Source organism: Amycolatopsis sp. NPDC059021 (assembly GCF_042739895.1).
In the GTDB taxonomy this organism is placed as follows: Bacteria; Actinomycetota; Actinomycetes; order Mycobacteriales; family Pseudonocardiaceae; genus Amycolatopsis.
In genome coordinates, this window is sequence record NZ_JBHYIQ010000009.1 from 79,891 (window position 1) to 94,661 (window position 14,771).

4 protein-coding genes and 1 pseudogene are annotated in these 14,771 nt (G+C 71.5%); 1 reads left to right on the forward strand and 4 read right to left on the reverse strand.

Annotated elements, in window-relative coordinates:
• Positions 1 to 126: 126 nt before the first annotated feature.
• Positions 127 to 2,070 (forward strand): serine/threonine-protein kinase, encoded by a 1,944-nt coding sequence (locus tag ACFWX1_RS07740; protein ID WP_378384955.1) that lies wholly within the window; start codon positions 127 to 129, stop codon positions 2,068 to 2,070.
• A 70-nt stretch (positions 2,071 to 2,140) separates the two neighbouring features.
• Here ACFWX1_RS07740 and ACFWX1_RS07745 read toward each other — a convergent pair whose 3' ends face one another.
• The 4 genes and pseudogenes from ACFWX1_RS07745 to ACFWX1_RS07760 all read right to left on the reverse strand — a co-directional run bounded on the left by ACFWX1_RS07745 (position 2,141) and on the right by ACFWX1_RS07760 (position 14,757).
• Positions 2,141 to 3,196 carry a DUF1565 domain-containing protein gene (locus ACFWX1_RS07745; RefSeq protein WP_378384957.1) on the reverse strand — a complete coding sequence of 352 codons (1,056 nt, stop codon included), beginning with the start codon at positions 3,194 to 3,196 and terminating at the stop codon, positions 2,141 to 2,143.
• A gap of 314 nt (positions 3,197 to 3,510) precedes the next feature.
• Entirely contained in the window at positions 3,511 to 3,834 is a 324-nt protein-coding gene (locus ACFWX1_RS07750; protein WP_378384959.1) for a hypothetical protein, read from the reverse strand.
• A gap of 334 nt (positions 3,835 to 4,168) precedes the next feature.
• A pseudogene (locus ACFWX1_RS07755) lies at positions 4,169 to 13,441 on the reverse strand (type I polyketide synthase); the annotation flags it as partial.
• A gap of 218 nt (positions 13,442 to 13,659) precedes the next feature.
• Positions 13,660 to 14,757 (reverse strand): HAD-IIIC family phosphatase, encoded by a 1,098-nt coding sequence (locus tag ACFWX1_RS07760; protein WP_378384961.1) that lies wholly within the window; start codon positions 14,755 to 14,757, stop codon positions 13,660 to 13,662.
• Positions 14,758 to 14,771 lie beyond the last annotated feature (14 nt).

Below are 14,771 nucleotides of genomic sequence, written 5' to 3' on the forward strand. Positions count from 1 at the left end.
CTGGGAATTCCTCATGAGAACCGTCCGGCATACGGGCACTGGCGGCCTCTTGTCGCCAACCTCGACGTGTCGGCGGAGGGACGAAGCTGGAGCCGCTCAAACCCCTGCTGAACTCCATTGAGCAATGTGGAATTCCTCGTCCAAGCCGCGCCGCAGCCTGCAGAGAAACGCAACCGAGGGCTGGTCAAGTCCGTCCTGCAGACGCGCGCAAAAGTGCGGCTTGAATCCATGGCTCCATTCCGGAACAGCACGGTCGACGGCAGTGTTCGTCCCGCCAGCCCATCATGGCTACGCCGACTGGGTGGCAGATTCCTTCCCGACCGTCATGCTCACCACCATCCGTCTATCATCCCGGCTGTGTTCGAGGGGCAGGTTCTCGCGGGCCGTTACGAACTCGTGGAACGGATCGGCGCGGGCGGTATGGGAGAAGTCTGGTGCGCGACCGACAAGGAACTGCGCCGTGCGGTGGCGGTCAAGCGGGCCACTACGGGTGACACGGACCAGCTGCGGCGCGAGGCGCGTATCGGCGCCGGCATGCAGCACCCGAACGTCGTCACGGTCTTCGACGTCATCCCGGACGGGAACGACCGCCTGCTGGTGATGGAATACTTCCCCGCCCCCAATCTGGCCGAAATCCTGAACAACGAGGGCACGCTGCCGCCACGGCGGGCAGCCGAGATCGGGGCACAGATCGCATCCGCGCTCGCGGCCATGCACGCCAAGGGCATCGTGCACCGCGACATCACTCCCGGCAATGTGCTCGTCGCCGGCAACGGAACCGCGAAGCTGACCGACCTCGGCATCGCCATCTGGCGGGACCTCACCCTGACCGGTATCGACCGGGTCGGTGGAACGCGCGGGTTCGTCGCACCCGAGGTCACCAAAGGCAGGGTCGCGACATCCGCGTCCGACATCTTCGCGCTCGGCGCCACGCTGTTCGCCACCGTGGAAGGCACCCCGTACCAGCCTCCCGGGACACCGCGGCGCGCCGGGCGTCTGGCCCCGGTCCTGTCCGCGATGCTGGAACAGGACCCGGCCAAAAGGCCGACCGCCGAACAGGCTCGGCGGATGCTGCACCGCACCAGCGGCCGACCGCGGCGCATCACCGCCCTCGGCGCGGCCGTGACTGTTGCCGTCGCGATGCTCGGCGCCACCGTCTGGCAGCTGTGGCCGGCTTCCAGCGGATCCCCGGAACACCCCGTGCAGGCCCTCGCACCGCCGAACTTTCGCAGCGTGATGGGCGATCCGCGCACCGCGGACCCGTGTGCGTTGACCGATCCCGGCACGCTCGCCCGGTTCGGCCAGCCGCAGCTCGACTCCGACTACGACAACGGCTACCTCAACCAGTGCGACGTGCTGGTGCGCCTGAGCGAGGACAAGAAAGACGAGGCGGACGTCCGGATCGCATTGGAACCTCCGGAACCGAACACTCCCGCGGCACCCTCGTCGGAGCCGCCACCGGTCAGGTTCGAACCGCAAGACCTGAACCAAGGCGAATGCCGCCGCACGATCCGGTTGTCCGACACGTTCAGAGTCGTGATCACCGCCAAGCACAACGACGACAGGCCCGCCGACCTGTGCGCCATGACCGACGCCCTGACCGCGGGCGCCACCCGCGTGCTGGAGCGGGGCGAGGTCCCGAGACGGGCGCATCCCATCGACGCCGCCTCGGTATTCCGGCTGAGCACGTGCGCGCTGCTCGACGGCAGCGAGACAGCCGCGGCGATCGACGGCGCCACGCCGCCGGAGCAGGGATTCGGCGACTGGAAATGCCGGTGGGGCAGCAAAACCGACGGACGCTCCGCGTCGATCTCCTTCGGCCGCAGCAGACCGCTGTACTCCAGAGACGGCGACCAGATCAGGCTGCGAGGACGCGAGACCTGGGTTCAGGCCGACGGCCACGGCGCCGGAACCTGCGTCGCCCAGATCGTGTACCGGTCCATCACCGACCTCAAGGATCGATCGGAGCTGGAGGTGGTGATCGTCGAGGTCCGCGGAGGCGCGGGAGAGCAGCTGTGCCAACCTGCCACCAGGCTGGCCGACGCAGCCGCGGCGCGGTTGCCGCGCTGACCGATCACGCCAGGCACGATCACGCAAGCGTCACCGCCGCAGTGGCGGTCGTCCAGAGCCCGGCCCGGTGTCACTGCTCGTAGGCGCCGATGTCGTATCCGCGGCCCTGCGGTCGCCTTCGGCCGTCGATGTCGTGCCGGGGCGCCCCGGCGGCGGTGCCGCCGTCGATACCGGGGCTGCCCATTGCCAGGTGATAGTCGCCGGAACCGTCAGCCCGATAGTTCACGAACCGCGGATCCGCGACGACCACGCCGGGCAGCCGCGCACTGCCACTGCCGAAGGAAAGATTGTGCGACATCGTGGCTGTGCCCCGTACATCGTAGTTACTCGCCTGGTTGCCGAAGCTGATGTTGTTGAGCACCGTGAAGTCGGGGCCGGTGAGAATTCCCCTGCCATTGTTGAACACCGTGTTGTTCGCCACCAGCCAGTATCGTGGACGATGGTAGGAATGGATGCCGAAGTCAGCGACCTGGTGGACGAGATTGTTGACCACCGCGCACCCGCGGCACGGCACCGAAATGTAGATGCCCTGCACGAGCTGGTTGTCCCCGACGGAAAGCCCGATATCGTAGACATGATTTCCATCGACGACCACGTTCTCCAGCGGCTCGTAGTCGTCGGTGAACACCGTCAATCCGGAGCCGCCATCGGAGTTCGGCTCGAATTTGTGGATGTCGTGGAACTCGTTGTCCTGGATGACGGTATTGCTCGCCGTCACGTCCATTCCGTCGCGGATATGCGGCCCAGTGATGTCGAAGCCCGCCACCCGGACATACTCGCGCTGCACAGCGAACCGCCCCGAGAGCACGGCGGCGTGCCGGACTTCGGACAGGAAAGTGATCCACGAACCCGGCTTCCCGGCCTTTGCCAACACCACATCACCGGCGTAGCCGCCAGGCGCGACATGGACGACGGTACCGGGCACCGCGACGTCCGCGGCCTTCTGGAGTGTGCGGAACGGAGCGTCCCGGGACCCCACATTACCGTCGTCGCCGTCAACGGAGACATACAGCGCGGTGCCGCCACCACCCGGGCGCATACCGCTCGCGCCGGCAACGCCACCCATGGCCACCATCAGTATCGCGCCGGCACCGCAGGCCCATACCCTCCGCGCCACGGACCGCATCCTCGCCCCTCCCTGCCCCCGCCCACACCACGATTCGCTCCGTTGTCCCCCTGTCCCACCGAACGTAGCGTGGCAACGCGGGGACCCCTCCCACGCAGCGGCATCCGAACACACCGCGTTGCCAAAGCCGCCAGCCGACCGGGACTTCGCCATCGGCGGGTTTCCCGGCCGGGCCTGGACGGAACAGGTCACTGGTTCAATCCGGTATTGGCGCGCCCGTTTTCGTCAAGGCGTGGCTCAGACGCCAAGACGCAGGGCCGCCAGGTCATTCCGCACCTGACGGCCCCGGGTTCACTCACCCATGGTTTCCCCGGTCACGGGCGGTGCCAGTAGAGCCCCACGTTGGTGCCGCCACTGAACTGGAAGCAGTCGGCGGTGTCGTACTTGCTGTGGTCGTAGTCCCACATGTTGTGGTCCGCCCGGCAGTTGCCGTACGTCCAGAACCAGGTGACGTAGTCCCAGCAGTTGTTCGTCCGGTGGAGCTGCTCGCATTCCGGGGGTGTTTCCAGCACCGACGCCGGTTTCACCGAAGCGGCCGGGCTCGTCTCCTGTGCCGACGCGGTACCGGTGGCGACGATGCCCATCAACGCCGCCGCCGCGAACCCCACTCCCGCGGCCTTTCTCAGCTTGAAGCGCATGACTTCTCCCATTCTCGAGTCAGGACTGGTCTTCGAGATCTCCCTCTGACGAAAGTGGCGGAATAACTCTCCGCCCCTTTCCCTGGACAATCATTCACCGCCGCCAGGAGAGCGGGCAAGGTATTCGATCGTCCTCGAAGGACGCGGGTCAGCGCTCTCTTCGCGATCGTTTCGCGGGCGGCGGAAGCGATTTCCGCGCCCCCTCGGCCGAGGAAAGCGCCTCGGCCCATTGCGCTCTGTCGGTAGACCTCGAGCTCGTCGGCAGGGTCTGCGTCCCGCCTGACGCTCCACAGTCGACGGTCCGCAGCGACAACCAGCAGGACAGGCCGGCCGGTCACACGTCGGAGAGACCGAGTTCCGTGTCGATGAGCGTGAAGATCTCGTCGTCGGTCGCTTCGGCCAGTTCCCGTTGTCCGGCTTCGTCGTCGGTGACGCCGGTGTGGAAGTCCCGCAGCAGGCCTTCGAGACGCGCGAGGGCCTTGGCCTTCTCCGCGGGATCCTCCGTGGCCGCCAGCAACGACTGCAGGTCGTCGAGAGCCGCGAGCACCGGCGAGGGCCCCGGTTCGGCCCCGCCGAGTTCCCGCAGCAGGTACGCGGCCAGCGTGCTGGGCGCCGGGTAGTCGAACATGAGCGTGGGCGAGAGCTGCCTTCCGGTGGCGGTGGTGAGCCGGTTGCGCAGTTCCACCGCGGTCAGGGAGTCGAAGCCGAGTTCGCGGAAGGTCCGGTCCGCGGCGACGGCGTCGGGGCCTGCCATGCCGAGTACGAGCGCCGCCTGGGTGCGCACGATCCCGAGTATGGTCTCCTGCCGTTCGGCCGGCGGCAAACCGGCGAGACGCTCGGCCAGGCCCGACGACGGCGCGGCGCTCCTCGCCGTGCGCCGGGCCGGGCGGCGGACGAGGTGGGAGAGCAGGGGTGGCGGCTCGACGTCGCCGAAACTCGTCGTGTCCACGCGGGCGGGGATGAGCAGCGGGTCGCCGACGGCGAGAGCGGCGTCGAGCAGTGCCAGGCCGTCGGAGCCGGTGAGCGGCCGCAGTCCCTGGCGGCCGAAGCGCTGACGATCGGCGTCCGTCAGGCTGCCTGCCATGCCTTGGTCCCAGGGCCCCCAGGCCAGTGAAGTCCCCGGCAGCCCGAGCTGACGGCGGTGCGTGGCCAGCGCATCGAGGAACGCGTTCGCGGCGGCGTAGCTGCCCTGCCCCGGATTGCCCCAGATCCCCGCCACGGACGAGAAAAGGACGAACGTGTCGAGATCCTTGTCCCGTGTCAGCTCGTGCAGCAGCCACGCGCCCCCGGCCTTCGGGCGCATCACCGACGCGACCCGGTCCGGGGTGAGCGAACCGAGCACCGCGTCGTCGAGCACTCCGGCGGCGTGCACCACCGCCTTCAGCGGCGCGGATTCCGGGATCGCGTCGAGCACGGCGGCCGTCCCCGCCCGGTCGGCGACGTCGCAGGCCACCACGCGCACGTGGGCACCGAGATCCGCCAAGGCGGCCGTGGTGTCGGCGATTCCGGACGCGGCGACGTCCCGGCGCGACATCAGCAGCGCGTGCCGGGCCCGCCGGCCCGCCACGACGTGCCGGGCCACCAGGCCACCCAGCGCACCGGAGGCGCCGGTGACCAGAACCGTGCCTTCGGGGCCGGCCGGTGCGGGGATGGTGAGCACGACCTTGCCGATGTTCCTGCCCTGGCCCAGAAAGCGGAACGCGTCCGCGGCCTGCCGGACGTCCCAGCACGTCACCGGCAACGGCCGCAGCGCCCCCGACCCGAACAGCCCGCGCAGCGCGGACAGGATCGGGCCCATGACCGGTACGCCCTTCTCGAGCAGGTCGAACGCCTCGTAGGAAACCCCGTGCGCGCGTCCGACCTCGTCCGGATCACGCAGATCCGTCTTGCCCATCTCGACGAACCGGCCGCCAGGTGCCGTCAACCGCAGGGAAGCATCGACGAACTCACCGGCCAGCGCGTTCAGCACAACGTCGACACCGCGCTCACCGGTCGCGGCGCGGAAAGTCTTCTCGAAGTCCAGAGTGCGGGAGGAGGCCAGGCGCTCGCCCGCGCATCCCAGTGCCCGCACGACCGGCCACTTCGCCGGGCTCGCCGTGCCGAACACCTCGGCGCCGAGGTGACGCGCGAGCTGCACGGCGGCCTGCCCGACGCCGCCGGCGGCGGCGTGCACCAGCACCGACTCCCCCGCGCCCAGCCCCGCCAAGTCGACCAGGGCGTGGTATGCGGTCGCGTAGGCCACCGGCGCCGCCGCGGCCTCCGCCCACGACCAGCCCGCGGGCACCGGAGCGAGCAGCCGCGCGTCGGTCACCGCGACCGGGGAGAACGCGCCGGTGAACACGCCCATCACGGCGTCGCCGATCGCCAGCCCGGTCACCTCCTCGCCGGCTTCGAGCACGATCCCCGCGGCCTCCAGGCCCAGCGGCCCGGCCGGACCGGGATAGACGCCGAGCACGGTCAGCACATCGCGGAAGTTCACCCCCGCCGCGCGCACCGCCACCCGGACCTCACCGGGTGCCAGCGGCCGATCGTCGCCGGTTTCCCTCAGTGCCAAGGCTTCCAGCGTGCCCTGACCGGTGTAGCCCAGTGCCCAGCCACCGGATCCGCCGGGGATGTCGAGCCCTCCGGTGGCACGAACCAGCCGGGGCACACGCACCTGCCCGCCGCGCACGGCGAATTCCGGCTCCCCCAGGGCGATCCCGGCGGCCAGCGGACCGGCGACGCCGGCGAATCCGTCGACGTCGGCGAGCACGACACGTCCCGGGTTCTCCGAAGCCGCGACCCGCAGCAGCCCCCATCCGGGCGCGCCGGCGACCCGCACCGGCACGTCCGGCCCGGCGTCCACGGCCCGTTCGGTGACGACGACCAGCCGGGCCCCGGCCAGTGCGTCCTCGGCGAGCCAGGCGCGAATCAGCTCGAGCACGTCGACAGCGCCGCCGACTGGGTTCTCCGGGGCGGAGCTGGCGACGACGACCGTGTCCGGGACTTCGGTGCCATTACGGACGCTGTCGGCCAGTTCGGCGAGGTCTCCGAAACGCGACGCGCCGGGCAGTTCGGGCGCGGTTCCGAGCAGCACCCAGCCTGTGGTGTCGACATCCTCCTCGGCGGAGGCGTGCTGCCATTCCAGGCGGAACAGCGCTTCGCGCGCCACCTCCGCGCTCGGCGCCGCGGGCGTGAAGTTCCGCATTGTCAAGGATCCGACCGAGACGATCGGGCCGCCCGTGGCGTCGGCCAGTGTCACCGACACGCCACCGCCGTCGGCCGGCGCGACGCGGACCCGCGCGGCGACCGCGCCGGCGGCGTGCACCACGACGTCCGACCATGCGAAGGGAACGCGGGTGCCTTCGCCGAGGGCGAGGACATGCAGCGCCGCGTCGAACAACGCCGGATGCACGCCGAACCCGGCCACCGCGACGCCGTCGGGCAACGAGACGTCCGCGAAGAGCTCGTCCCCGCGTCGCCACGCCGCCCGGACGCCGCGGAACACGGGCCCGTAGGCCAGCCCGTTTTCGGCCAGTGCCGGGTAGAAGCCGTCGCCGACGTCGATCGGCGTGGCGTCCGCGGGCGGCCACCGCACCGATTCGCTGTCCACAGAGGACAATTCGAGTGGGGCGAGAGCGCCCGACACGTGCCGGGTCCACGTGCCCTCCGGGTCCTCGCCGGTCCGGGCATGGATCGCCAGCTCACGGCGTCCGTCGTCGTCCGGTGCGCCGACGGTGACCTGCACCTGGGCGCCGCCCCGCTCCGGCACCGTCAGCGGTGCCTCGATCAGCAACTCGGCGACACGACCGCAGCCCGCCTCGTCGCCCGCACGCACCGCCATCTCTGCCAACGCGGTACCGGGCACCACCACCGATCCCGCGACGACGTGATCGGCGAGCCAGGGATGCGTCCGCAGCGAAAGACGGCCCGTCAGCAGGAACCCGTCGCCGTTCGCCACCTCGACGGCCGCGCCGAGCAGCGGATGGTCCGTAGTGGACAGACCAAGACCGGTGGCGTCCGGCGGTTTCCCGGAGTCGAGCCAGTAACGGGTGCGCTGGAAGGCGTAGGTCGGCAGGTCGATCCGCCGGGCCCCGGAACCGGCGAAGAATCCCGGCCAGTCCACCTCGCCGCCCCGGGCGTGCAGGCCCGCCACCGCGGTGACCAGGGTCGTGGGCTCGGGACGTTCCCGGCGCAGCACCGGCAGCCAGGCCTCGCCCTCGGCCGGAGCCGCCATGGGCGTGAGCGCCGCGTCCGGGCCGACCTCGACGAAGGTGCGGACACCGGTCCCGCGCAGCGTGGCCAGCGCGTCGCCGAACCGGACGGCCTCGCGCACATGCCGCACCCAGTACCCGGGGTCCAGTACCTCCTCCGTCACCGGACGACCGGTCAACCCGGAGACCAGCGGGATCCTCGGAGCGTGACCGGTCACCGACCGGGCGACCTCCGCGAACGCGGCCAGCATCGGCTCCATCAACGGCGAATGGAACGCGTGCGAGACCCGGAGCCGCTTCGTCCGCGCACCACCCTCGGCCAGGAGATCCGCCGCGGCCAGCACGGCCGCCTCCTCACCCGAAAGCACCACCGAACGCGGGCCGTTCACGGCCGCGATCGCCGCGCCGGGAAAACCTTCCAGCACACCGGAAACCCGGTCCTCGGCCGCGGTCACCGCCACCATCGCCCCGCCACGCGGAAGTGCCTGCATCAACCGTCCCCTGGCGGCGACCAGCGCACACGCGTCGGACAGCGACCACACCCCCGCGACATACGCGGCGGCGAGCTCACCGATCGAATGCCCCGCGACCGCGTCCGGCTGGACACCCCACGACTTCAGCAACGCGACGATCGCCACCTCGACCGCGAACAACCCGGCCTGTGCCCACTGCGTCTCGTTCACCAGTCCGGCGTCCGAGCCTTCCACAATGGACTTCAAGGGCCGATCGAGATGCCGGTCCAGCTCCGCGCACACCGCGTCGAAGGTCTCCGCGAACGCCGGATACGCGGCCCGCAGCTCCCGGCCCATGCCCAGCCGCTGCGCGCCCTGGCCACTGAAGACGAAGGCGATCCTGCCCGCGGCCCCGGCCGTCCCGGCGACGGCGTTCGGCGCCTCGCCGCCCTCGGCGACCGCGGTCAGCCCGGCCAGCAGCTCATCACGGCCGCCGGTCAGCACCACCCGGTGCTCCAACGCCGCCCGCGTCGTCGCCAGCGACCAGCCCACGTCCACCGCGTCCGCCGCCTCGTCGAGCTGCTCGGCGAGCCGTCGCGCCTGGGCGGCCACCGCGTCCGGGGTCCGGCCGGACAGCGGCCACACCGGCACCGGCAGCTCTCGTTCGGCGACGGGCTCGGGAATCTCCGCCTCGGGGGCTTGCTCGAGGATCACGTGCGCGTTGGTGCCGCTGATCCCGAACGACGACACGCCCGCCCGCCGCGGCCCGCCGCCCTCCGGCCACGGGGTCGTCTCGGTCGCCAGCCGGACGGCACCCGGCGACCAGTCCACCCGCGACGTCGGCGTCGCGGCGTGCAAGGTCGCGGGGACGACGCCGTGCCGCAGCGCGGACACCATCTTGATCACCCCGGTGACGCCCGCGGCGGCCTGCGTGTGGCCGATGTTCGACTTCACCGTGCCCAGCAGCACCGGCCGGGCGGCGTCCCGGTCACGACCGTAGGTGGCGATGAGCGCGTTCGCCTCGATCGGGTCACCCAGCCTCGTCCCGGTGCCGTGTGCCTCGACGACCTCCACGTCCGAAGTGGACAGACCGGCGTCCGCCAGCGCCGCGCGGATGACCCGCTGCTGCGCCGGGCCGTTCGGCGCGGTCAGCCCGTTCGACGCGCCGTCGGAGTTCACCGCGCTGCCCCGGATCACCGCGAGCACCGGGTTCCCGTCGCGCCGCGCGTCGGAAAGCCGTTGCAGCACCAGCATTCCGGCTCCTTCGGCCATGCCCATGCCGTCGGCGGGCTCCGCGAACGCCTTGCACCGGCCGTCCGAGGCCAGGCCGCCCTGCTGGGTGAACCAGACGAGCCACTCCGGCGTCGCATGCAGGGTGACCCCGCCCGCGAGGGCGAGCGAGCACTCGCCCGAGCGCAGCGCCCTGACCGCCAGGTGGAGCGCGACGAGCGAGGAGGAGCACGCGGTGTCCACCGTAACGGCCGGGCCCTCCAGCCCGAACGTGTAGGCGATCCGTCCGGAAAGGACACTCGACGAGATGCCGGTCATCAGGTGCCCGCTCCGCTCACCGGCGTCCAGCACGCCGTTCGGGCCGCCGCCGTAGCCGGAGGAGAAAGCCCCCGCGAACACGCCGGCATCCTTGCCTCGCAACGACGCCGGGTCGATTCCGGCCCCTTCCAGCGCCTCCCAGGACACCTCCAGCAGCACCCGCTGCTGTGGATCCATCGCGACCGCTTCGCGCGGCGAAATCCCGAAGAAGCCGGCGTCGAAATCGGCCACCCCACGCACGAAACCGCCGCCGGAACCGGCCAGCCCGCCGAGATCCCAGCCCCGGTCCGCCGGGTAGCCCGCGACCAGGTCCGTGCCCGCGCTGACGACCTCCCACAGTTCCTCGGCGCTGGACACTCCCCCTGGCAGACGGCATCCGGTGCCGACGATCGCGATCGGCTCGCCGTCGAACGCCGTGGCCGTGGCCACTTCGACGTCCTCGCCGTCCCCCAGTAGTTCGGCCCGCAGGTATCCGGCCAGGGCGACCGGGGTGGGCCGGTCGAAGACGAGGCCGGCCGGCAGCGGGAGCGCCGTGACGGCGGCCAGCCGGTTGCGCAGTTCCACCGCGGTCACCGAGTCGGCACCGAGTTCCTTGAACGTGCGTTCCGCCCGCACCTGCTCCGGCCCGGAGTGGCCGAGTACCGCCGCCGCGTGCGTGCGGACGAGATCGAGCAGTTCCCGCGTCCGGTCCGCCTCCGGCAGCACGGCAAGGCGCTCGCGCAGGAGGGACTTCCCGGTGTCCTCAGTGGACTCCACGGGCTCGATCGAAACCGGGTGAGCGGCCGGCTCGCCGCCGTCCAGCCAGAACCGCCGGTGCTGGAACGCGTAGGTGGGCAGGTCGACCCGTTCGCCGCCGGGCAGCACCGCCGCCCAGTCCACGGTGACGCCGCGGACGTGGACCTCGGCCAGCGAACGCAGCAGGCGGCCGGGACCGCCGTCGTCGCGGCGCAGCGTGCCGGTGACGACGGCTTCACCGGCGGTGTCGGTCACGGCGGCGGTCAGCACCGGGTGCGGGGAGGTCTCGACGAAGATCCGGTGCCCGCTCTCCGCGAGTATCCGCACCGCACGGGCGAATTCGACCGGCTCGCGAAGGCCGGCGTACCAGTACGAGGCGTCCAGCTCCGGCCCGGCGAGCATCTCGCCGCTCATCGCGGAGATCATCGGAATTCGCGCTTCGTGCGGGGAAATCCCGTCCAGTGCGGCGAGGATCTCTTCGCGCAGCTCGCCCACCTGGGCACCGTGCGAGGCGTAGTCCACCGGGATCACCCGGGTCCGCACGTCGCCGTGTGCCCCGGCGAGCGCCCGCAACGCCGCCGGATCACCGGACACGACTGTCGACAGTGGACCGTTGATCGCGGCGACCGACAGCTTCTCGCCCCATGGCCCGATCCACTCGCGGACGACGTCCGCGGCCTGCTCGACGGCCATCATCCCGCCGCGCCCGGCCAGCGTCCGCAAAGCCCTGGCGCGCAGGGAAACCACGCGCGCGGCGTCCTCGAGGGACAGAATCCCCGCCACCGCGGCGGCGGCGATCTCGCCCTGCGAATGCCCCACCACCGCGTCCGGCGCAACCCCCGCGGCCTCCCAGACGGCGGCGAGGGACACCATCACGGCCCAGAGCGCGGGCTGGACGACGTCGGCCGCCTCGAATCCGTACGCACCCGCCAGCACATCGTCCAGTGACCAGTCCACAGAGGACGACAACGCCTCGGCGCACTCGGCCAGCCGGGCCGCGAACACCGGCGACGACGAAGCCAGTTCACGGCCCATCCCGACCCATTGGCTGCCCTGACCCGGGAACACGAACACCACCGGCGACGTCGTCCCGGCCACTCCCGTGACGACGGAAGCGCTGGGCCGGTCGGCGGACACCGCGGCGAGACCGGCCGCCAGTTCGCCCCGATCCGCGCCGAACACGACGGCCCGGTGTTCGAACACCGAGCGGGTCGTGGCCATCGACCACGCCAGATCGGCGGGCTCCGGCCCGGATTCGCCGGTCAGCGCCCGTATCCGGCCAGCCTGGGCCGACAGCGCTCCGGGAGTACGGCCGGACACTGTCAAGGCGTAGGGCCCGGAGGCCAGCACCGGCGTGTGTTCCCCGGCCGCGCGCGGCTCGGCGGCAGGCGGCTCCTCGACGATGACGTGCGCGTTCGTGCCGCCGATGCCGAAGCCGGACACGCCTGCCCGGCGCGGGCGGCCGGTGTCCGGCCACGACGCCGGTTCGGTGAGCAGCCGGACCGCACCCGCCGACCAGTCGACGCCGGGCGCCGGCTCGGTGATGTGCAGCGACTCGGGCAGCGTCCGGTGCCGCAGGGCCTGCACGGTCTTGATCACGCCTGCCACGCCCGCGGCGGCGAGGCTGTGGCCGAGGTTGGACTTCACCGAGCCGACCAGCAGGGGCCGGTCCCTCGGGCGGTCTCCGCCGTATGCGGCGAGCAGCGCGGCCGCCTCGGTCCGGTCACCCAGCCGGGTGCCGGTCCCATGTGCCTCCACTGCGTCTACGTCGCCGGGCGTCAGTCCGGCGTCGGCGAGCGCGGCCCGGATCACCGCCTGCTGCGCGTCGCCGTCCGGGGCGGTCAGGCTCTCGCTCGCCCCGTCGGAGTTGATCGCGGAGCCCCGGATCAGGGCCAGCACCGGATGCCCCGCGCGCCGGGCCGCGGAAAGCGGTTCCAGCGCGATCATGCCGACGCCCTCGGACCAGGCCGTGCCGTCGGCGTCGGCGGAGAACGGCTTGCACCGGCCGTCCGGGGCCAGTGCCCGCAAGGCGCTGAAGGCGACGAAGTTCCCCGGGAGCGCCATCACCGACACGCCGCCCGCGATCGCCAGCGTGCACTCGCCGCGGCGAAGCGCGGACACGGCCAGATGCACCGCGACCAGCGAACTCGACGCCGAGGTGTCCACGGTCAGCGAAGGTCCGTTCAGGCCGAGGACGTAGGCGACGCGTCCGGAAAGGACACTCCCCGCGGTACCGGTGAACAACCGGCCGGCCACGGTGCCGGGTGCCTCGTGCGGCCGGGGACCGTAGTCGCCGGCCTCGGCGCCGAGGAAGACGCCGGTCCGGGTGCCGCGCAACGACGCCGGCGCGATCCCCGTCCGCTCGAGGACTTCCCACGCGGTCTCCAGCACCAGGCGCTGCCGTGGATCCATGGCCGTGGCCTCGCGTGGGGAGATGTCGAAGAACGCCGCGTCGAACCCGGCCACGTCGTCGAGGAACCCACCACTATCCACAATGGACTTCGCGGCGGTGCCACCGGAACCGAGCAACGCGCCGAGATCCCAGCCGCGGTCGGCGGGGAACCCGCCTCCGCCGACGTGGCGGCCGTCCGCCACGACACGCCACAGGTCCTCCGGCGAGCCGATCCCACCGGGATAGCGGCAGCTCATGCCGACGATCGCGAGGGGCTCCTCGAGCATTCCAGCGCTCCCATCCGTACGCGCCACACCCCGCGCGGGGCAGGGCGTGGGTGACCATCACCGGCGCCGGGTCCCCGGAACGATTCAGTGTTCCAGGGGCCGCGGGTGCCGTAAACGCGTTCAACCGCGGGGGCGGCGCCACCTGAACACCGCTCCTGACGCCGTATCGGATGCGTCCGATGCACCCGACGCCACTTCGGGGCGCTTGAGCCCCCGATTCAGCCCGCTCGCCCGGCGAGCTGGTTCTCGGCCAGTTTCGGTGCCACGAGCCGCATCGTGGCGGGTGCCGGACGGGCCTGGGCGACCAGGTGCCGGAACTGGACGTCGCCGCGGTCGTCGCCGCCCAGCTCGGCCAGGCACGCGCAGGCGTCGTCGGTGAACCCGGCGAAGCGGTAGGCGATGTCCATCATGCGGTTGCGCTCGGTGCGCCGGAAGTCCGCCGCGAGGTGCACGCCCGCCTCCGCCGCCTCGGTGACCAGCCAGTTCAGCAGCGCGGCGCCCGCGCCGAAGGACACCACGCGGCACGACGTCGCCAGCAGCTTCAGGTGCCACACGGATTCGTGGTACCCGAGCAGCAGGACGCCGACCGCGCCGTGCGGGCCGAACCGGTCGGTCAGCGTGACGGTCAGCACCTCGTGACCCGGGTCGGCCAGCAGCGCGCGCAGATCGGCGTCCGAGTAGTGCACCCCGGTGGCGTTCATCTGGCTGGTGCGCAGGGTCAGTTCCTCCACCCGCGACAGATCGATCTCGTCCGCGCGCTTGATCTCCATGACCAGGTCGAGCGAGCGCAGGAACTCCTCGTCCGGACCGGCGAAGGAGTCCCGCTCGCTCTCGCGGCGGAACCCCGCCTGGTACATCGACCGGCGCCGCTTCGCATCGACGGTGACCACCGCGGGGCTGAAGTCCGGCAGCCCGGGAAGCTCCCGCGCCTGCCCCGCGTCGAAGCAGCGGACTTCCTTGTGGTGGTAGGAGACCTCGGCCCGTTCGGCGGGCTGGTCGTCGATGAACGCGATCGTCTTCAAGGCGAAGCCGAGCTCGTCGGCGATCGCCTTGACCGACCCGGACTTCGGCCCCCAGCCGATGCGCGGCAGCACGAAGTACTCGGCGATGCCCAGTGCCTCCAGCCGCGCCCAGGCGTGGTCGTGGTTGTTCTTGCTGGCCACCGACTGCAGGATGCCCCGGGAGTCGAGCTCGACGATCACCGCGCGGATCTCGTCGGGCAGCACGACCTCGGGGTCCTCCAGCAGGGTGCCGCGCCACAGCGTGTTGTCCAGGTCCCAGACCAGGCACTTGACCAGGGTCGGCTCGTCGGACACGGGGATCCCTCCAG